Here is a 21959-nt window from a genome sequence, read left to right on the forward strand (position 1 = left end):
AGATCACTCACTGTGAGCAGGACCTCGACCGACGGATACATTAGGGTTTTTTATGTGCTCAGGCTGATCATCATGTAGCTGACCTTCAACCTTTGGCGCATCAATGTTTTCGCTATGCGACACCTCTAGCGGCTCAACCTTATCATCATCAATACCATCAACCGCGCTAGTACAGTCACTATTATGCTTTAAGCTCTCGATCGCATCAGTATTGATATCGGTTGAAATCTCCCACGCCTCGCCTTGCAGACGCATAACGGCCTTTAGCACGGCCTCTGGCGTAGCAGGCATTGTCAGCTCAGGATTTTTCTTATAATCTGCCATACTGGCAACTGCATTATTGATAGCGCACCAGACACTAGCGGCTAACATAAACGGCGGCTCGCCCACTGCTTTGGAGTTATAAATAGTCTGCTCTTCGTTTTTGCGATCGAATAGCTTGACGTTCCAGTGCTTAGGCAGATCATGAGCGGTAGGTATTTTATAGTTAGCCGCAGCGTTCGAGGCCAGCTTGCCTTTGTCATCCCAAATAAGCTCTTCAGTCGTAAGCCAGCCCATACCTTGTACAAAGCCGCCTTCAATCTGACCAATATCAATAGCAGGATTAATCGACTGGCCAACATCATGCAAGATGTCACAGCGCAGTACCTTGTATTCACCGGTCAAGGTATCAATCTCAACCTCAGAACACGACGCTCCCAAGGCATAATAGAAGAACGGGCGACCCCAAGCTTTTGAGCGATCATAGAAGATCTTTGGTGTTTTATAGTAGCCAGTAGATGATAGGCTGACCCGATGTTGATAAGCTAATAGCACTAAATCAGCAAAGGTGAGTACTTCTTTATCAGCGATATGCACGTGATTATTTTCAAAGGTAATATCATCGCCTGCGACCTCAAAATGCTCAGCAACAAATTCAACCAAACGCTCTTTGATAGTAATACAAGCATTTTGCGCCGCTTTACCATTGATATCGGTACCTGATGAAGCTGCCGTTGGTGAGGTGTTTGGCACTTTATCCGTACGCGTGGCGGTGGCCTTTACCGTGTCCAAATCAACATCGAATTCGTTAGCGACAATCTGGGCAATCTTGATATACAGACCCTGCCCCATTTCAGTACCGCCATGATTGATCTGAATCGTACCATCAGTATAGATATGTACTAATGCACCAGCTTGGTTGAGATGCTGTACGGTAAATGAGATGCCAAATTTGACAGGCGTTAGCGCTAGTCCTCGACGCTTATCAGTATCTTCAGCTTCTGCTTTTTTATTGAACGCTATAACGTTTTCGCGGCGCTCCTTATAGTCACAGTCATCGGCTAAGGTATTTATGATAGTCGCTAAATCAAAGTGCTCAATCGGTTGCCCATAGTGAGTACTTTGACCGTTTTGATAAAGGTTATTCATCCGTACTTCTAGCGGGTCTTTGCCTAGCGTATAAGCGATATGATCCATCATATATTCAGCAGTGAGCAATCCTTGTGGACCACCAAAGCCGCGATAGGCGGTGTTCGATACGGTATTTGTAAAGCAGCGATGGCCTGCGATTTTAGCGGCTGGATAAAAATAGCCGTTGTCGCAATGGAACATCGCACGATCCACGATAGCATCAGATAGATCGGGTGAATAGCCACACAGCCCAGACAACTGCATATCGACCCCGAGTATTTGACCAGCATCATTGACACCGACGTCATAGCGGTTGGCGAACTCGTGACGTTTACCTGTCACTACCATGTCATCTTGACGATCGAGACGCATGCTCACAGGCACGTTTTGGCGCTTGGCAACGATGCCGCACATACAAGCCCATGCGGCTGCTTGCGTCTCTTTACCACCAAAGCCGCCACCCATTCGCCGTACAATGGTAGTCACTGCATGAAATGGTAAATCCACTACTTCAGCGACCAGCTGCTGTACTTCACTAGGATGCTGAGACGAGGTATAGACCTCCAGCCCGCCATCATCACACGGCACGACATAAGACACTTGACCTTCCAGATAGAAATGCTCTTGGCCTAGCATATGGTTATAGCCCTGAATGCGAGTAGGCGCACTCGCAAGTTCAGTTTGCGCATCACCGCGCTGCATAAAGTGACTAGGACGCACGAACTTCTCTTGCTCGAGTGCCTGCTCAATGGTTAGAACGGCAGGTAACGGCTCATACTCTACTACTGCTTTTAGCGTTGCTTTTTTAGCAGCGCGATGGCTAGTAGCTACCACTGCAAACAGGGTTTGACCGACATATTCTGCAACTTTATCGACCATCAACGGATCACCGTCGAATACAGGACCGATATCGGTCTTGGCAGGCAAGTCTGCAAAAGTAATCACATCGACTACCCCATCAGCTGATCTCACCGCGCTAAGATCCATGTTCAGCACACGAGCATGCGCATGAGCGCTCTTGCCAATAGCCAAATGCAGAGTATCTTGTGGTTTTAGCATATCGTCTACATAAGTAGCGGTGCCCATAACATGGCTGATGGCGCTATCATGCTTAGCGCCTGTGCCAATTTTGCTTTTTGGTGGACGCTCGCGTCGAATACTGTAGCTGTCAAAAAGGGATGAATGATGGCTCATAATAGTTCTCTTTTTATCTGTTGTTGCCTGTAGTCAGCGTCTATATTAATGACGAATCAAGGCAAAAATAGTTTTGGTAAAATGCAGTTAAGTAGTCTTGAAAATTTGATAAACTCTATTTTCTAAGCCCAACGACATCTCGCTAAGCACCCTCAGTTTGAGCGCCCTTTATTAGCTGTTTACCACACTTAATTAATAAACGCTGCACCACATGCAAGCGATACTCACGGCTGGCACGTACATCAGTCATAGGTGAGACATCTAGTGGTAATGCCTTTGCTGCTTGCTCAAAGCTAGCTATTGTGAACGGCTGACCGATAAGCGCTTGCTGACAATTCTCAACCAATAAAGGCACTGCTGCCATACCGCCTAGCCCGATCTTTACGTCATCAATAGTCGTGCTATCAGCTGATAAATCCAAGCGCACAGCCACTAAGCAGGCTGAGATGTCATCCTCGAAGCGCTTGCTTATTTTATGAATAAATAGATGCTGATTGTCTTGCATAAGTGGAATATGAATAGCTACGACATAACTACCTGCACGTAGCTTCGTCTTTTTATAATCCAAGAAGAACTCAGATAAAGGCAAGGTTTCATCGACGAAGGGTTGATCGCTATTGTCAATTTCATCATTATTGCCATCACAATGACGTATGTGAATACTCGCGTCCAACGCCAGTAGAATCGGCGGCAGATCGCCAATCGGTGACGCATTAGCGACGTTACCACCGATAGTGCCCATGTTGCGAATCTGCGGCGAGGCAATACGCTCAAATAAATCAGCAAATTCTGGAAAATACTGCTCTAATGCTGGCAGCATGCCTTTGTAGCTCATGCCTGCACCAAATATCAGTGTCTGAGTAGCATCCTGAGTTGTCGCTTTTGTTGTTGCACTATTGGACTGGCTATCAGCATCAACTACTGACCAAGACTTCAAAGACTCGATAGCAGCTAGTTGAATGATAACCTCATGATCCACTAAGTTTTGGGTGACGCTTAAGCCCAAATCAGTGCCACCCGCCCAAATAGTCGCTTTTGGATAGAAGGCTAATAGCTGATCAAGCTCGTCGGTCGATTGAGGAATGAATAATTGACGCGCGCCTTCGATGAGCGCTGGTGCGATGGTTTGCTTATTATCATTAGTATTTGCCGAAGCATCATTGCTCTTAGACGTTGCCATAGCATCTGTCGCTAGCGTCACGGCTAAGTCTTTGGCACTGACCTGATCCTCTGCTCGCTTTTGTGCGATCTTTTGCATCGACAAGCCAGCTTCTATAATAGGTCGGTAACCCGTACAGCGGCATAGATTACCTGCTATCGAAGCGACAATCTCATCGTAGCTTAGTTCATTAACGCTTAGCTCATCAGTCTTGGTATCTTGCATACGCTTATTCTCATAAACGCTAGCTAATGACATGATAAACCCTGGCGTACAAAATCCGCACTGCGAGCCGTGACAATCGACCATAGCTTGCTGAGCGGGATGCAGTAAGGCACGTTCGGGATGGTTTTCTGGGTTGTCCGCTAAGTAAGCTGCGGTCATTATATGATGATTATCCATCAGCGACAGTAAGGTGATACAAGCGTTGAGGGTATAAAAAGGAGCGCTATCGACAGGGGTCTCTGCGCTGGTAGATAAGCGCTGCGCCATCACGGTACAAGCACCGCAGTCACCGCTACCACAGCCTTCTTTAGTATCCATCTGACGCGCGTGCAGACGTAGATACTCAAGTACCGTAGTGTTGGGGTTAAGCTGGCTTATCTCGTGAGGTTGTCCGTTTAAATAAAAAGTAATCATAGCAATACTCGGCTGTTCAGATTAATGGGGTCATCATTAATGTCAGCTAGTGTGAGTATTTATTGATATTTCAGTACTAAATGCTAGTAGCTGATTTTTGGAGGGTAGCTTGATGGTATGTAGTGCGCCTAACTAAAATTCTAGTAACAAGGCTTCTAGCTATCCGTTCAATAAATCCCGCACATGACTAGTTATATCTAAATAGATATAAATAATGATATTCAATAGGGTTACTTTACAGTCCTGTTTCCTTCAGTTCGAAGGTAGTAGAACTTTGATAGCTAAAGGCGGAGGTCGTCCACTATATAGTATGCATAAGATTTTAAATAAGATAAGAGACATCTCAAAGATATCCTTATCAGAGGAGATAGGTAATATTTATAGCACTTCATTTTAAATGAGTCAATTATTTTTGCACAAATCAAAGGGTTAATTTTAATAAAATATTATTTTATATGCTTAAAATGACTTTAGCTTTTCACTCATGTTTAGATAATATAGTCAGAGAAAAGTGATATCGATAACATTACGTATTACTGGCATAAAAAAACCAACGCCTAATTATTAAGAATTCTGAAATCCTTATAACTGAGCGCTGGCCTTAATTTATCTTATAATGAATACTGTTCAAAGGATAAAAACGAATGAATATCTAACCTTAAGTACCCAACTCAAGCAAAGTAGCATTACCACCGATGGCTGTTGTATTGATCGTTCTAACACGCTCAGTGACAAACCGATAGAGGTAATCAGGAGTTAGCATATCTGCTAAACCGTCCATGTCAGTGACCGCAATAACTTGCGTTAAGATACCGTCTGAATTAGCAAGCTCTTGGCTAACAGCCTGCACCTCGCTTACGCTACCTGCTACCGCAACTTGTGCTAGACGCTCCATATGCAGCAAAGTTACTAGCTGTGAGTCATTAGCGATGCTAATAACGTCTTCACTAATACCCGCCTCATAAAGCGCTTTTACCGCCTCAATGCACATCTCATCTTGGCTTGGACAATGCAGTACTACCTCATTACCTGTCAGCAATGCCGCAATGAGCTGACCTAATACGGCTAACGCTTTTGCAGACTCATCACCGATAACCATCGTTTTGCCACGAGCGGTCACATATAGCTCATTAGATTCACCCGTTGCACCTGTCATGTGATGCACTTGATCAAGCTTAGGAGCAAACCTTAATAAATGAGTGAATAAGGTACGGGCTTTTTTGGTGTCGCCTGTAAGCAGTGCCAACTTAGCAACAGCAGCTTCTAGATAAGCGACGCGATTGGTTGCGCCAAGTAGTCGCCAAGCTTCACAAACTTGGCCATGATCTTTTTTAAATTCAGTTGCCATTTTGCTAGCTCCTTTATGCCTGCTCTGCAGAAGTTGATGATTGAGTGTGCTCAGTAGCGCTGGTAACGGCCTGCTCAGATACCGTTTGTTCAGATACTAGTTGCATCAGACGCGCCACATAATGTGGGCCACCCGCTTTAGGACCAGTACCTGATAAACCACAACCGCCAAACGGCTGTACATTGACCACAGCACCGATCTGATTACGATTGACATAAGTATTACCGACAACAGCACGGCGCTCGATATGTTCAGTGACATTCTCAATACGGCTATGAATACCTAGGGTCAAACCAAAGCCTGTCGCATTAATAGCATCGATAAGCTTATCTAAATCACGTGCTTTGTAACGCAATACATGCAATATCGGCCCAAAGTGCTCACCACCAATCACATCGATACTATTGACCTCAATGGCGGTCGGCAGCACAAAAGTAGCTTGGTCTTCGCTCACCACTGAGCTGGCGCTCATCGGTGTTTGTCCCAATATCTTCGCAGTAACTTCTCGCTCCATGCGCTCAATATGCGCCTCAAGGCCTCGCTTAGCATCTGCGTCAATCACTGGGCCAACATCAGTCGATATAAGGGTTGGGTTGCCAACGACTAGCTCCGCCATATGACCTTGCAATAGCTCAATGAGCTCATCAGCGACCTCTTCTTGGACACAAAGGATACGACAAGCTGAACAGCGTTGACCTGCTGATCCAAATGCTGATAATACAGCATCTCTAATCACTTGCTCAGGGAGCGCCGTTGAATCAGCGATCATCGCGTTTTGACCACCTGTTTCTGCTATAAAGACAGGCAGCTCGCCATTGGCTTGCGCATGACTATTCAAGCTTTGGTTGATGCGCTGAGCGGTTTGGGTTGAGCCTGTAAAGATAACGCCCGCCAGATTGTCCGCTTTAGTCAATGCCGCGCCTACTTCTCCTGCACCAGTGACAAATTGTAGTGCACTGGCTGGCACGCCTGCTTGGTACATAAGCTGCGCACCAAAATGCGCAATCAGGCTAGTCTGCTCAGCAGGCTTGGCAACGACAGTATTACCAGCAGCAAGCGCTGCAACGATTTGACCCGTATATATCGCTAATGGAAAGTTCCAAGGGCTAATACAAACAAAAGTACCGCGCGCCTTATAAACTTGACGCATTAACTTACCAGATAGATTGCTAATCTCTGTTACTTGAGCGTCTAAGCGCTCAGCCTCATCGGCATAAAAGCGACAGAAATCAACCGCTTCTTTAATCTCATCGATACTATCTTGGGTGGTTTTGCCCGCTTCAGCCTGACATAGAGCCATAAATTCAGCGTAATTCTCTTCAAACAAATCAGCGGTTTTACGTAGTATCTCAGCGCGTCTACTAGCTGGTACTGCTTGCCACTCAGCTTGACCTGCTACGGCAGCATCAATAGCTTGACGCGCTAGATCCGCGTTAGCATAGTGCACTTCGCCTACAGCTACTTCATGGTTCCAAGGGGCACGGATGCTATGGTTCTCAAGCTTGTGCTGCTCGCCATTACTCTCATAACTGCTGATAGCCTGTCCGTCGATAATAGGCGTGGCTGACCACGTCTTTTGGAGCTGCTCATCGATAGCGGCTTTGAATGGCGTCCACTGCGAATCAATAAAGATATTGGGTCCAAAGCTGGCACGACGATCGCCATAGATATCCAGTGGCAGAGGAATATCTGGATTATGCAAACTTGCATTGGTAAGCAATTTGTCATACGGATGCACGACTAATTTGTCGATAGGATAAGACTTATCTAACAGCTGATGAACAAACGAGCTGTTCGCACCATTCTCAAGTAAACGTCTGACTAAATAAGGCAGCAAGTCTTTATGGGCACCAACAGGAGCATAGATACGGACTGGGATATTATAAGCGTGTAAGATATGGTCATATAGCGCGTCACCCATGCCATGCAAACGCTGAAACTCAAAATCGCGATGGGCGCTCATCGTCATAACCGTCGCTAAAGTATGCGCATTATGAGTGGCGAATTGTGGCCAAATAAGACCCCGCAGATGCTCTGATAATAAAAAGCGAGCACATGCCAAATAAGCGGTATCTGTACCCTCTTTACGTGTCCATACTGGATAGCCTGACAGACCACGCTGCTGAGCAAGCTTGATCTCGGTATCCCAATAAGCACCCTTAACCAGACGTATAGGGATGCGATCACCAACATCACTAGATAAGCTAGCAAGCCATGCAAATATAGCAATGGCACGCTTTGAGTAGCCTTGGACAACGATACCTAACCCATCCCAACCTGCGGTTAACGGATCACGATATAGCGATTCAAATAACTTTAATGAAATCTCCAAGCGATCTGCTTCCTCAGCATCGACGCTCAGATCAACATTGACCTCTCGTGCCGCTTCAATCAGTAGCATACAGCGCTGACGCAATAGACCCATCACTTGCGCTTCTTGAGTCGCCTCATAGCGTGGATGCAGTGCTGATAACTTAATAGAAACCGAAGGCTTAGGCATACCCTCTTTGACTTTGACATTAGCAGTCGCTTTTATCGCATGCAGATAATCATTGAAATATTTTTCGGCATCATGATTGGTGATTGCCGCCTCACCCAACATGTCAAATGAGTAGGTATAGCCTTTATCGCGATACACTTTACTGTTTTTATTGGCATCCTCAATGGTCTCACCCAATACGAACTGATGACCCATAATACGCATGGCTTTTTGCATTGCCGCCCGAATCATTGGCTCACCCATCTTTTTGGTCATCCGATCCAAGAACCCAGCCGCTGTCGTACCGTTGTCGATGCTTACCACGCGACCTGTCATCATCAGACCCCATGTTGACGCATTAACCACCATTCCGTTGTCGTCTTTGAGATGCTTTTTCCAGTCCGCCACGCTCATTTTGTCGCGAATAAGCGCATCAGCCGTGTAGTTATCTGGTACACGAATCAAAGCTTCGGCCAAACTCATCAGCAAGATACCCTCTTGAGTATCTAGGCTATACTCTAAGAGTAGTGAGTCGACCATTTTGATCGCTTTGCCATCATTACGCACATACTCAACCAATTTGCGTGTTTGCTCGGCTGAGGCTTCTCGCTCCTCATCACTAGGCTTTGCTAGTGGCAGCAGCTTAGATAACCAACGCTCCTCATCAACACTATACAAAGGCGAGATACGCGCATACAACTCAGCCGTTGGTAGAGTGATGTACTCAGGCTCAAGCATGGCCGCTGGGCTAAATAAAATAGGCTCTTTTGGGGTAAATTTATCTACTGGGTTCATACCAACTCCATAACTATCGTTTAAAGATCACTTAGATTAACACACCAAGTGCAACGCTAATTAATATTATAGAACGCCTGCATAGGCGTTTTAAACCCTAAGCGTTTTCTTGGTCTGTTGTTTAGTTTATTCTCAATGTCCTGTATCTCATTATCAGAGACTTGTCTAAAGTCACAACCCTTAGGCAAGAACTCTCTGATTAAGCCGTTAGTATTCTCGTTGGTTCCTCGCTGCCATGACGCATAAGCATCGGCAAAGAAGAAAGCGCTAAAGAGCTTTTGTTTCACCTTCTTATGCTGAGCAAACTCTTTACCATTGTCAGAGGTAATGGTCTTAACCTGTAACTTCACTGGCTTTAGGATACCTATCATTGCCTCTGATACTTGCTGTGCCGTTTTATGACCCACACGCTTCATTTTAAGCAGTCCTGTTTTACGTTCAACGAGCGTTACAATCGCTTGCTTGTGATGCTGACCGATAACGGTATCCGCTTCCCAGTCACCAATACGTGATCGTTCTTCCACAATACAAGGGCGCTCATGAATCGAGACTCTGTCGTTGATACGGCCTCGGGTCTCAGCCGTTAGTCGCTTACGGTAAGGTTTGGCTTTGCGTCTGAGATACTGCCATAACCTGCCGCCTTGTCTCTTGTCCCTCCAGATATAGCGATAGATGCTCATGTGACTAATACCACCATGAACTCCGGCTATTTGTTCAGGACTCCAGCTGTCTTTTAGCTTGTCTGTGACCCAATCCCATACATCAGCGATGATAGTGAAAGCATTGTTAGAGCGTCTGTCACAAGCCTTGTTATTAGCATGATTAGCTCGGTAACCTCGAAGGCTTTTATTGCGTCTGATCTCTCTTGATATGGTGCTAGGACTTCTTCCTAATGTGTCAGCTATAAATTTAATACTATGTTCTGCCCCTATAAGGGCATAAATCTGGTATCGTTCTCCTAGGCTTAGATGTGTATAGTTCATGGTTGCAATCTCACTTTGGTCGGTGGATAAAGACTTTGATGCTAGCGCATCTAGGTCTTTTTTTCACCTCGCATTTGATATTGCACTTCATGTGTTAATCTAAGTCATAATAAATAGCGCTGATAGATTTTTTAGCATAACTCTTATATGCCAATTGACTAAAAAACCTATCGCTAAATAGGTGTCAAAACCTGTTGATTAAAATCAGGTAAGCAAAATCTAGTAAGTAAAAATCAGACAGCGTTATCACAAAACGAGCATCCAGCCAAAGCTAGAGACGGTTAAGTAGGTCGTCAAGTGTTATACGGGCTACATTAACAATACAAAGGCAACTATAAAATTAAGCGGCATTAGTGCCTTCTTCTTGTTTGTAGTGAAAGGAGTGCGATTATGAATTTTTGCTTATTTAGCTATTGCTTCAACAAATATTATAATCTTGGATGGATTCACTGTAAGAAAAACCTCTACGGCGTTGATTGAGGTGATGCGCTTAACTCGGATATAATATCATGAAAAAAGCGCTCAAACCAACGCTAAAAACTATTTAAATCAATAAATTTATAACTTTAAAAACAACGAGATAGCGCCAATAAAACCTGACCATTTGGTCAGTTTAATCGAATTATTTTAGGCTTATCAATAATTTTTTAAAGAATAAAGTTGTTATCACCTTTATAAACGAATTATGTTCATGCTTGCACATTTAAAACGTTAGAGTTATCAACATTTTACTTTGTTCTTATCCATTGAATCTTATCTAAAAAAATCTCCCTATCGTGAAGATAGAGAGATTGTTAAAGCTATTGTTAGCTTAAATACTTTTACCTAGTTATTTAGAGGCCTAATCACTTAATAGGATTAGTCACTTAATAGGATTAGTCACTTAATAGACCTAGTCGTTTAAAGGTTAGACAAATATAATTTTCGCTAGTAATACGATGGTCAGTAATAACACTGGAATACCAATTTCAGAGAACTTCCCTGTCAACGCTTTTACTGCAGTAAAGGTAATAAACCCTAGAGCAATACCATCGGCAATAGAGTAAGTTAGTGGTGTAAATAGCAAGACTACAACGACTGGAGCCGCCTCCGTCAAGTCAAACCAATCGACCTCTTTTAGAGTAGCCAGCATAAGCACGGCAACATAAAAGATCGCGCCGCCAGTAGCATAAGCGGGAATCATACCAGCAAGCGGAGCGAAGAACATACTTAGCAGAAATAATACACCGACAGTTACCGCCACTAGACCCGTACGACCCCCTGCAGCAATACCTGATACACTTTCAACAAAACTGGTCGTTGATGAAGTACCTAAGAGCGTCCCTGCTACCGTCGCTGTTGAATCTGCTAGTAAGGCTTTACCCATATTAGGTATTTTACCATCTTCCTTGACTAGACCTGCCTGCTTAGTCGTTGCAATCAAAGTACCTGCGGTATCAAATAAATCAACGAACAAAAAAGCAAAGATAACACTGATCATACCAACATCAAACGCACCAGCAATATCAAGTTGCATGAGTGTTGGCGCGATAGATGGAGGCGTAGATATAAATCCTGTAAACTGGGTATTACCAGTAAGCAAGCTAATCAAAGCCACTAATAAAATACCGATAGTCACCGCGCCTGGCACTTTTTTATAAGATAGACCAACAATAACGATAAAGCCTAAAGCGGCCATTGCGGGACCAAAGGTGGTCATATCACCTAAGCCTACTAAGGTGGCATCATTATTGACGATCACCCCTGAGGTTTGCAGCGCAATAAAAGCTAAAAAAGCACCGATACCTGCGACTACCCCTTGCTTTAAAGAGTTCGGAATAGAATTAATAATAATTTCACGAATCTTAAACAAGCTTAACAGTATAAAGATACAACCCGACAAAAATACCGCACCTAGTGCGGTTTGCCAAGGATAGCCCATGCCCAGCACTACGCCATAAGTAAAAAAGGCGTTAAGACCCATACCAGGCGCTAGTGCTACTGGCAGGCGGGCATAGAGCCCCATAATAAAACAGCCGATTGCTGCAGCTAGACAAGTAGCTACAAACACCGCGCCTTTATCCATACCAGCGTCTGCTAATACGTTAGGGTTGACAAAAATGATGTAAGCCATCGTCAAAAACGTGGTTACACCTGCGAGAATCTCTGTCTTGATGGTGGTGTTATCACCGTTGATTCCAAAATATTTCTCAATAGCATTCATAGTATCGCTTCCCAATTGCGTTCATTAAGTACCGCTTCCAATTTGCGTTCCAAACAGGTCAGTTATCAGTTAATAAACTAAAAACACCATAAACACCAAAAAAGCATTTATAGCTCAATAGTATTTGTTAGGACATATTTGATTGTTTGATCATGTCGTTGACACATGATCCTGTATAGAATGGTTTTTAAGCGATACGAGAAGAAGCTTATCTAGTTTAGTCATTCTAAGGGGTTAAGATTACTTGCTAGCATCGTTAGGAGTCTCGCCCCCACGTTTATAAAAACCCGACACTATGGTAACCCTACCCTTTGTTGCATAATGTTCGTTGCAGAACAATAGCAATTAGCATTCCTATTGTTCTGCCTTTACTCTAAATTTTAGCTTTAATAAAAGTGTAGCTATGAGCAGTATTTATCCTGACTCTCAAACATACCCTATTAAATTAACGCCTCATAATTTTTGAATTACACAAGCAGCTGTTTCATAAATGCTACTGATAGACATATTGTGTAATTTAAAATTACAATTTGACCTGCAAGACAAACCTTATTATATTTTTTCAAGCTTGTCATCTTTTATTTGACGACTAGGTAGCATATTGTCTAAATAACATATTAATAATGACCTTTTAGACATTTAGAAGTACACTAACGGTTTAAAACAGGCTGCATAGCTGCTGTAAAAACAGTCGTCAACCACTTATTCTAAAATTTTAGGTTTAATTGATGTAGAGCTGCCCCTTTACGTTACTTTTATTCACTGCGAGTCCATTGTATGCCCGAATCCTTAAATATCATTGATCTCATTACCCAAGCCAGTTTATTGGTGCAGATCGTTATGGCGCTATTATTATTAGCGTCGCTACTGAGCTGGGTCATTATTTTTCGTTTAAGCTCGCGTTTAGGCACAGCTAAAAGCTTTGATCAGCAATTTGAGACTTGGTTTTGGTCAGGTGAGGATTTGGCCAAGCTTTATCAAGGCATTCAAGGATCTCCTGATCGCCAAGGGCTTGAGCAAATATTCTATGTCGGGTTTTCTGAATATCTGCGCATGCATAAAAAACGTCAGCCAAAAGATGACATCATCGACGGTGTAGAGCGTAAGCTGCGCGTAGGTCTGGGCCGTCAACAGCAACAGCTAGAATCAGGTATCGCCACCCTTGCCAGCATAGGATCGGTTGCCCCTTATATCGGTCTGTTCGGTACGGTATGGGGTATTATGAATGCGTTTTTGGGCTTGTCACAAACCGAGCAAGCCACCCTTGCTTCAGTAGCTCCTGGCATTGCCGAGGCTTTAATCGCTACCGCTATGGGTCTGTTCGCCGCTATTCCTGCGGTACTCGCCTATAATCACTTTACCAATAAATCTAGCCGACTATATGAGTCGCGAGCGCTGTTCTGCGATGAGATGACAGGGATGCTGCAACGTGAGACTAGCACTGAGAGTCAAACGGTCTTACCAAAAACGCAGATCGCTAGAGGATCTCAAGGTATTCAGGGCTCTGGACTATGAAGCCAAGTCCTTATAGCCGCAAAAAGTCTGAGCTCAATGCCGATATGAATGTCGTACCTTATATTGATGTCATGTTAGTGCTACTGGTCATCTTTATGGTAACGGCGCCTATGCTGACGACTGGTGTCGATGTTGATCTACCTAAAGAGCAGACCACTAGTATGAGCCAAAACCAGCTACCTGTTATTATCTCATTGACCAGTAATGGCGAGATCTTTATCAGCTACGAGAATAATATGGACATGCCTGTCAGTGAGCCTGAGCTGATCGATACTCTGAGTAATCTACAAGCCCAAAGTAGCGCCGAGAGCGGACAACCCATCCAAATTATGATTAATGCTGATCAGAATAACCAGTATGGCGCTATCATGGCTCTAATGGCGAACTTGCAACAAGCAGGTATCCAAAAGGTAGGATTATTAACGGGTGCGCCTCTACCTACGCCTGCACTATAATGGCTGTTAATTAATAAGCAGTTATAAAGTTATAAAATCAAATAGTTATTTGCCAGATAAAAGTAGATCGTCAAATTCTTAGGTCTTTATATTATGAACAATGCCCCTGCCGTCTATGTACCGACTCAGCCTGAAGGCGATGGGCTCACAATGCCTACGCTGCTAAGTTTGCTGGCGCATGGTATTATACTTGGGGTACTTATTTATACTTATCAGACGCCAACACTTGAGATTGCAGGTAGTATTGAGACAACGATGGTAACGCCAGGTGAGCTTGCTGAGATTCAAGGGCAAATACTTGCCAATCGAGCCGCATCGGCCGAGCAAGCCGCTAGTGCGAGTAGTAGTGCTGCAGCCCAAATGCAAATGAATGAGTCTGATAGTAGTGATATGTCAGATCAAAGCACCGCTCAGGCAAGCTCGCAACAAGAGCCTGTGTTTACGCGTTCTGATGAGCCCGCCAGCCGCCCGATGCTGATGAGTGAAGAGCAACACCAAAAACGTCTTGAACAAATGGCAGAATATAATCGCAATGTAGCAGAAGCAGCAGCGGCTTTGGATGGTACGCAAGCACTTGATGAATTCCAGCAACAGCAAAGAGATGAGCGTATCGAAGAGCAGAAAAGACTTAAAGACTTTCGTGCCAAAAGTAATGATCAACCTAGAGTGAATAAACCCACTCGTGGCGATCGCAATATCAATATTGATCTGGGCGGCTCAAGCAACGCAGGCAAAACCTTTGATTTAGCGGATGGTCAGGCTACAGTATCTGGCGGTAGCTCATCTGCTACTAGAGATGGCGGCTCAACACGCTCTACAGGTGACTTTAAGAGTGGTATTGCTGATAAGATTCAAAGAAATCTTAAAGCGCCCGTTCAAACACAAGGCATAACTGCTAGAATTACGCTGCAGTTAGATGCACGAGGTAACGTATTGTCTGCTAAAGCTAGCGGATCAAACTCAGATGTCAATAAAGCAGCAGAAAAAGCAGCTTACGATGCTAGCCCATTGCCAATTGATCTAGACAATGCCAAAGCTTTCGCAAGTTTAGTAATTAATGTGACAGTTACCTAGTTTTGAGAGTATTAAATCTAGATAAAGTATTATCATGTTCTGCTATCTCAGTAGTGCTTTATGAAGTTATTGCAAAGCTTAAAGCTAGCTTTTGTTATTGAGTCGCTATAATAATTACATTTTTGAATTAGGGTATTAACTTATGAAATTGGCTACGTCATCTATTCTCGGTATAGTATCAAGTACATTTTTGCTAACATCATTACTCGTAATACCTAATTACACTGCTAATGCTGCACCAATGGAAATTGATGTAACCGTGGTTGCTCCAAGACAACAAAACCAAGTCGCCTTTGTGCCTTTTGCCGGCGATACCACTATGTCATCAATTATTTTGAATGACTTAGGTCGGACAGAGTTGAAAGTGACCAGCACAGGGTTACCACAGCAGCCACGTAGCAGCAGTGAGCTGGCAGGCACGCTACCTGTTTGGCAGAACACAGGTATCCCCTATTTAGTGGTCGGTAGTACGCGTAGCGATCGCGGTAAGATCATCACTGATTATGAAGTGATCAATGTTAATACTGGACAAGTCATACAAGGCAAGCAGTCCTTGAGCGCCAATAACGATAAAGAAAGTATGCGTTATGCTGCTCATGTCATCGCTGATAAAGTCTATGAATTAGTTACAGGTATAGAAGGCGACTTTTCAGGGCGCATTGCTTATATCGAAGAGACAGGCGTAGGTAAAGATAAAGTCTCACGCCTCAAGGTAATGGATGCCGATGGCGAGAATGCTAAAACAATTACTGAGGTAAATGGCTCAATATTTGCACCTGCTTGGTCACCTGATGGCTCAAGAATCGCTTATTCTGTCCTACGCGACAAATCTTATCAAACGATCTATGTACAAAATGTCAGCGGCGGCGGTGCTACCTCTATCACCCCTTATAACGGTACTAGTATCAGTCCTTCATTCTCTCCTGATGGTAGCAACATCATTTTTTCAGGGAGCTTTGAGGGTAGTGAGAACATTTATCAAATCAATGCTGGTGGCGGTGGTCTAGTCAAACTGACTAATTGGCCCTCTAGCGAATCACAGCCAAGTTACGCGCCTGATGGCAAGTCTTTTGTCTTTGTCTCAAACAAAGCCTCATTCAATCGACCTGAGATCTACCGTTATGAGTTTGGCTCAGGACGCATTAGCAAAGTTTCTAGAGGTGGCTATGCTACTACCCCAAAATATAGCAGCGATGGCACACAAATTGGCTTTTTGAGTGGTCGCTCTGCCGCTATTATGAATACTAGCGGCGCTGTAGTAACGAATATCGGTAGCACGGGCATCGACGAAGGGGTCAGCTTTTCACCCAATGGTAAGCGCGTGGTTTATGCTTCAAGGCAGAATGGTAAAGGCGTGATAACCATTAAATCACTTAATGGTGGCGCGTCTTTTGGTAAGTCTGGCGATGGTACTATTCGCTCGCCTGTCTGGTCAGCCAACCCTAATTAATTGTAAGCGCTCAACAATAAAGAAGCGACTAGTAGTATTAGTCGCTTTTTTATCAGCTTATTTTTTTTCAACTAACGATATATACTAGGGCATGTTGATTCGATAGTTAATGCTAGCCGTAAGCTATTTTATTTATTAGCCCATTTAGGTTGAAAGTTTATATGAAAATATTAACGCTTACTTGGATGTTAGCACTGTCCACTTTATTAACAGGCTGTCAAAATTTAATTCAGCTTGGCGCTAGTCCTATTCCAGTGACTGCTTATGCAGATGACAAACGACCTTGATTCAAAGCTCAAAGAAGCTAAAACTTCATAATTTAAAATGCAGTAATAAGATGCTAAAAAGGGCAGATATTCGTATGAATATCTGCCCTTTTATAATAAAACCTTAAGCCCTCTTTATGATTTAGACCGCTATAGGTTGATGCTTAATGATAGTCTTAGCCAAATGATCGCCAAACCAGATCGCAGTATCGATATCGCCCTGACAAGGGGTCTCTTCTGGTGGTGCATCTCCTGATTGAGTCATCAATCCCAAAAAGCTTGAGAGACGGTTTAGATCCGTTTCCGTATGGCCAGTAGGCATCAAGGGCAAACCTATCCAGTTCATCCCATGCTGCATAGTATATAGACATATCTGCTGTAATACGGCAAGCTTATCCCCACTTAGCCCACCTGAGTTAGCAAAAGCGGCTGCCCACTTGCCTTCCCATTCACGATTGTACCAACGCTTTGAGGTCTCATCCATAAAGGTCTTAAATCCAGCAGGCACGCTGCCCATATACACTGCACTACCGAACACCAATAAGTCCGCTTGATCCAAAAAATCCCAATCGACATCATGAACATCTACTGCTTTGACTTGCGACTCAGGCAACTGCTGACGTGCGCCAGTCGCTACCGCTTCAGCGACACGCTTGGTATGCCCATAATTGCTATGGTAAATCACTGCAATAGATAGGTTAAAATCAGATAACTTAGAGTCATGGCTATCAGGTTTTTTGGTAGGTGCTACAGATGTATTCATACAAGCTCGAATTTTTTTATTGGAAGATAATTTTATTAGTTAAGGACATGCCTTGAATAGCAGTCTCAAAGCCATACGCTGAGTCAATAGCTAGCTTTTAGACATACGGTTTTCAATGGGGTCGTGATGGACAATAATCAACGCCATCCTCCCTGTCATAGATTGTTGCAAATGGGTCTGACGGCGATAAGAGTAATAACGACTATCATCATAGCTACAGTCAATAGCTGACTCATTTAATAGTGTAATAGATAAGGCTTGTAACTGCGCTATAGCTAACTTTGGCAGATCAAGCCTAAGCTTGTCATCGCTATTACATCTATCTTCTTTATCGCTTTTTAGACAAAATAGCTGAGTAAAGTTATGCAGCTGAGCGCTTGATAACAATTGATTATCCGTGCAGCCTGCTAGCAATTTGTCAGCGACCTCACTACCCACTTCGTAGTTTTCTTGACTGATACAGACCCCGACCCAAGCCATAATCGGCGATTTATTATCGAAGCGCTCGGCGGTAGCTTTTATTACCCCACAAGCCAACCCTTGCCAGCCTGCATGGATAGCGGCTATCTGGTGAGTCGCTGGCTGGTATAAAACAATAGGCACGCAGTCAGCGGTCATAATCGCCAGTCCTACTCCGCTTTGCCGACTGACCAGCGCATCAGCATCCAATGGTTGCATAGATAGCCGCGACGCATCGATATCATGGATTTGCTGACCATGAACTTGATTGACCCAATGTAAGCTGTTGATAGCTGGGATTTTTATAGTTGAGTTTGGCAAAGCTGTTTGTGCTAGCTCTAATTGCTGATTAATAGTGCCTAATAAATCCATACGGTTTTGTAAGACGACTTCAGCATTGTCTTGTACATGTAAGCCTAAATTGAGCTTGCCATAGCTACTCTGACCTGTTTGCAACATATTCGAACGATGTTGCTCGCTATCATTTTTCTTACTGTCGTTTTGCTCACTATCATCTTGCCCGCTATCAACAGCATCAATGACCAAAGCTGACGTTTGATAGACGGTCACCTCATCAAACTGCGCCACTACTGATAGTGGCATAGTTTGAGTGGAATCACTACTTGCAGGCAAGTTGTTCATATTTTATTCAACATTTTTTATTCGATATTTTTTATTCAACATCATAGCCTTCACTCAGAACCGCAATAAGCTGTTGCATATCCTCAGGGACAGGGGTTGTGACTTCGATATCCTCACCTGTAGTTGGATGGACAAAGCCTAAGGCGTAAGCATGCAGCGCTTGACGCGGAAAGCTGCCGATAGCTTGGCGCTGTGCTTCTGTTAAGCCTGCTCGCAATTGACGACGACCACCATAGACCCGATCACCTACAATTGGATAAGTGATATGACTAAGATGCACGCGGATTTGATGGGTACGTCCCGTCTCAAGTCCGACATCTAGCAGGCAATAATTATCGTTTAGTGGCGTGATATCTAATAGATGGGTTACGGCATCGCGACCTGCAGTCATCACTGTCATCTTTGTGCGTTGATTGCGGTGACGTCCAATCGGTGCATCGATGCGGCGATGGCGAGCTAGAGCCGCTTGATCTCCTGCAACGACACACTGATAATGACGGTAGACTGATTTGTCTTTTAACTGCTCCATTAGTGCCATTTGGGCAGGCTTGGTCTTACCGATAAGTAATAGCCCTGAAGTGTCCTTATCGATACGATGCACGAGACCTGCTCGCGGCAAATGATGCTGCTGCGGATAGTGATACAATAGCGCATTGACCAGCGTGCCGGTCTGATTGCCCGCGCCTGGATGGACGACCATACCAACAGGTTTATCAATGACAAGTACGGCATCGTCCTCATAGACTACGTCAATGGCAATATTCTCAGGCATATCTTCGCTATGCTGTTGCAAAGTCGTTGATAAATGCAACACATCATCGGCTTTGACTCGCTGTTTGGACTTTTGAATTTCGCCATTGTGCAGTAGACTGCCATCAGTGATCCAACCTTGCAGCTGAGCACGCGAAAAGTCCGTAAATATTAGCGCGGCTAACTTATCGATACGCAACCCAGCCTCATTATCCGCGACCGTATGAGTAATGTTGATAATCTCAGGTATGCTCTGCGGCGCTACCTGTTCATCGTCGTTATCAAGAGCCTCATCTTCATCGTCTAGCAATTCGTCGTTATGAGCGTCGTTATGATCATCGTCTAATGACTCGTCATAATCGCCACAGTTATCATCAGCGGCAGCTGATTCTTGAACCAAGGGTTCGATGTCTGATGTGACATTAGTCTTGTCAGCGTGGTTGTTTTTAGTAGTATCATTCATAGGGTTGTTGCTTATATTGTTAGTCATAACAGTTAGTCATAGCAGATAGTTATAGATTATAAAGGCACGAAATAAATTTTATAATAATTTGATGTAGATAGCTGATTTATCTCGCTAATTTATACTAAAACTTATAGGTGTAATCAATTAGGCGCCTAGTGTAGCACGCTACAGACTGATGCTCTATATACTGATAATAATATAGCCATGATAAAAACATAAAAAATTCTTATGCCAGCAGCCTCATACTGTCTGGAATATGACTTCGTGGTAATTTACTGTATATTTATCGGCATTGCTAGGATTCTTCATTACCCATTATCACGACCCATGCTAAACTGTACAAATTATCGTACTATATATCATTATTTTTTTATTGTTGTCGTCTGTACTTGCTGTCTATTATTTTATGGCTATGGCTAACTTGAAAGAGATATAGTAGAGCCTTTGACATGACCTGTCTAAAATAAACCACGAAAAAATAGACGAGGCTGCTATTATTCTATAAAGTAAGGCCTATTTTAGCGCAAGCTCTTATTTTAGTTTTATTAATTTAGCAGCTTTATTAGAGTCTATTATCATTAACCTGTTATCAGCACGATGGCTTTTGCTGTTATGCATTTTGTGCGGAGAGAAGTATGCGTCCTGTAGGCAACACCTTTATCAAATTATCATCGGTAACTTTACTGGCACTAAGCGTAAATTTAGTGGGCTGTCAGACTATCAAAAACTTAACCAGCAAAGACGTTGATGCAGTCGAAACTGCTGAGAAAACTGAGCAAGGGTATTACCGTGATGCTATCACGCAGATCGACAAAGGTCGCTATATTCAAGCGGTAGAGGACTTGAATAGTCTGCGCACCTTTTATCCTACTGGGCAATATGCTGAGCAGGCACTGCTTGATATGATGTACGCGCAGTTTGCAGGTGGTAATTATGAAAATGCTGCAGCCAGTAGCGAGCGCTTTATCAGTCTATACCCGTCAAACCCGCAGGTGAGCTATGCTTATTACGTACGCGGCATAGCCAATATGCAAGGCTCATCTGAGGGGCTTAAGCTGTTTAAGACCAATCAAGCTGAGCGTGATACTGGCTATTTACGTCTTGCTTTTGCTAATTTTCAAGAGCTGATTAACAAGTACCCTAGTAGTCCTTATGCGCCTGATGCCGCGCAGCGTATGACTTTTATTTATAATCAATTTGCTCAAAGTGAGCTGACGGCTGCTAATTGGTACATCAAACGCGAGGCTTATGTTGCCGCTGCCAATCGTGCCAAGTGGACTTTTCAGTACTACCCGCTTAGCGAATCAGTACCAGAAGCTATCGCTATACTCGCTTATAGCAATCAGCAATTGGGATTGACTGACTTGGCTGAGCAGTACAAAACCCTGCTACAGATCAACTATCCAGACATGCTTACCCGTGATGGACAAGTAAAAATCGATACTCAAGCGGATCGCTCTTGGCTGAACAAGCTGACCTTTGGACAATTGGGCCGCGCCAGCATGAACGACACTTCAAATGCTCAAGGTCAGTATAGCGGCGCAACTAAGACTCAAACTATCCTTAATGCGGCGCAGTTGCAGCTACCTGCTGCAAATACTAATGCTCCCGCACAAGGTTTGGGCAATCTATCAAGCCGCCGTAGTGGTATTAATATCGGTTTAGGCTTGCCTGAAAGTGCCACTGAGCAAGTATCTGGACAAGGTAGCGCGAGCGCCGCCGCTATAGAAGCCGCTGTTGATCCACAGAACATCAATCCAACTCGTCGCACTACTCTGCCTAATGATGATCGCGATAGTATTCGTCTAACGCCAGGCAATACGCCTATTGAATCTATTGATTTTGATGTTGATTTAGAAGATGAATAGCTGATATATACCCTACTCTTAATTTTGTAGGTTTATATACAAAAGCAAAGGTAAGACTA

The 21959-nt window shown here is 43.8% G+C and carries 15 protein-coding genes; 6 read left to right on the plus strand and 9 right to left on the minus strand.

Features of this window, described 5'->3' with window-relative positions; translation table 11 throughout:
- Positions 1-3: 3 nt before the first annotated feature.
- The 6 genes from xdhB to ACR63T_RS07430 all read right to left on the minus strand — a co-directional run bounded on the left by xdhB (position 4) and on the right by ACR63T_RS07430 (position 12192).
- The gene (gene xdhB, locus ACR63T_RS07405) at positions 4-2586 is read right to left on the minus strand and encodes a xanthine dehydrogenase molybdopterin binding subunit (RefSeq protein ID WP_472783561.1); all 2583 of its coding nucleotides are present in this window, start codon (positions 2584-2586) and stop codon (positions 4-6) included.
- A gap of 142 nt (positions 2587-2728) precedes the next feature.
- The gene (locus ACR63T_RS07410) at positions 2729-4384 is read right to left on the minus strand and encodes a xanthine dehydrogenase small subunit (protein ID WP_472783562.1); all 1656 of its coding nucleotides are present in this window, start codon (positions 4382-4384) and stop codon (positions 2729-2731) included.
- A gap of 658 nt (positions 4385-5042) precedes the next feature.
- The gene (locus ACR63T_RS07415) at positions 5043-5732 is read right to left on the minus strand and encodes a 1-pyrroline-5-carboxylate dehydrogenase (protein WP_472783563.1); all 690 of its coding nucleotides are present in this window, start codon (positions 5730-5732) and stop codon (positions 5043-5045) included.
- Positions 5733-5745: 13 nt separating this feature from the next.
- Positions 5746-9006: a bifunctional proline dehydrogenase/L-glutamate gamma-semialdehyde dehydrogenase PutA gene (gene putA / locus ACR63T_RS07420; RefSeq protein WP_472783564.1), complete on the minus strand. Its 3261-nt coding sequence runs from the start codon at positions 9004-9006 to the stop codon at positions 5746-5748.
- Between the two features lie 56 nt (positions 9007-9062).
- Positions 9063-9989: an IS30 family transposase gene (locus ACR63T_RS07425; protein ID WP_472783565.1), complete on the minus strand. Its 927-nt coding sequence runs from the start codon at positions 9987-9989 to the stop codon at positions 9063-9065.
- Positions 9990-10896: 907 nt separating this feature from the next.
- The gene (locus ACR63T_RS07430) at positions 10897-12192 is read right to left on the minus strand and encodes an NCS2 family permease (RefSeq protein ID WP_472783566.1); all 1296 of its coding nucleotides are present in this window, start codon (positions 12190-12192) and stop codon (positions 10897-10899) included.
- Positions 12193-12969: 777 nt separating this feature from the next.
- Between ACR63T_RS07430 and tolQ the strand changes: the two genes are divergently transcribed.
- From tolQ to ACR63T_RS07455, 5 genes are all read left to right on the plus strand, one after another.
- Positions 12970-13707 carry a protein TolQ gene (tolQ, locus tag ACR63T_RS07435; RefSeq protein ID WP_305898277.1) on the plus strand — a complete coding sequence of 246 codons (738 nt, stop codon included), beginning with the start codon at positions 12970-12972 and terminating at the stop codon, positions 13705-13707.
- Positions 13704-14162, plus strand: coding sequence for a protein TolR (gene tolR / locus ACR63T_RS07440; RefSeq protein WP_472783567.1), 459 nt, complete (start codon positions 13704-13706; stop codon positions 14160-14162). Before tolQ ends, tolR begins: the two co-directional genes overlap by 4 nt.
- Before the next feature lie 93 nt (positions 14163-14255).
- Positions 14256-15236, plus strand: coding sequence for a cell envelope integrity TolA family protein (locus tag ACR63T_RS07445; RefSeq protein ID WP_472783568.1), 981 nt, complete (start codon positions 14256-14258; stop codon positions 15234-15236).
- A gap of 241 nt (positions 15237-15477) precedes the next feature.
- Entirely contained in the window at positions 15478-16686 is a 1209-nt protein-coding gene (locus ACR63T_RS07450) for a translocation protein TolB (RefSeq protein ID WP_472783569.1), read from the plus strand.
- A gap of 161 nt (positions 16687-16847) precedes the next feature.
- Positions 16848-16973, plus strand: coding sequence for a hypothetical protein (locus tag ACR63T_RS07455; RefSeq protein WP_305898281.1), 126 nt, complete (start codon positions 16848-16850; stop codon positions 16971-16973).
- Between the two features lie 121 nt (positions 16974-17094).
- Here ACR63T_RS07455 and ACR63T_RS07460 read toward each other — a convergent pair whose 3' ends face one another.
- From ACR63T_RS07460 to ACR63T_RS07470, 3 genes are all read right to left on the minus strand, one after another.
- On the minus strand, positions 17095-17715 hold the full coding sequence (locus ACR63T_RS07460) for a flavodoxin family protein (protein ID WP_472783570.1): 621 nt from the start codon (positions 17713-17715) through the stop codon (positions 17095-17097).
- Between the two features lie 90 nt (positions 17716-17805).
- A complete protein-coding gene (locus ACR63T_RS07465; RefSeq protein ID WP_472783571.1) occupies positions 17806-18816 on the minus strand; it encodes a purine nucleoside phosphorylase YfiH/LACC1 family protein in 1011 nt (336 codons plus the stop codon).
- A gap of 31 nt (positions 18817-18847) precedes the next feature.
- Complete coding sequence (locus ACR63T_RS07470) at positions 18848-20056, minus strand: RluA family pseudouridine synthase (protein WP_472783572.1); 1209 nt, start codon at positions 20054-20056, stop codon at positions 18848-18850.
- A gap of 611 nt (positions 20057-20667) precedes the next feature.
- On the opposite strand from ACR63T_RS07470, the gene ACR63T_RS07475 reads away from it, so the two are divergent.
- Positions 20668-21900: an outer membrane protein assembly factor BamD gene (locus tag ACR63T_RS07475; protein WP_472783573.1), complete on the plus strand. Its 1233-nt coding sequence runs from the start codon at positions 20668-20670 to the stop codon at positions 21898-21900.
- The last annotated feature ends 59 nt before the right edge of the window (positions 21901-21959 follow it).

It is taken from the genome of Psychrobacter sp. M17(2026) (assembly GCF_055699815.1).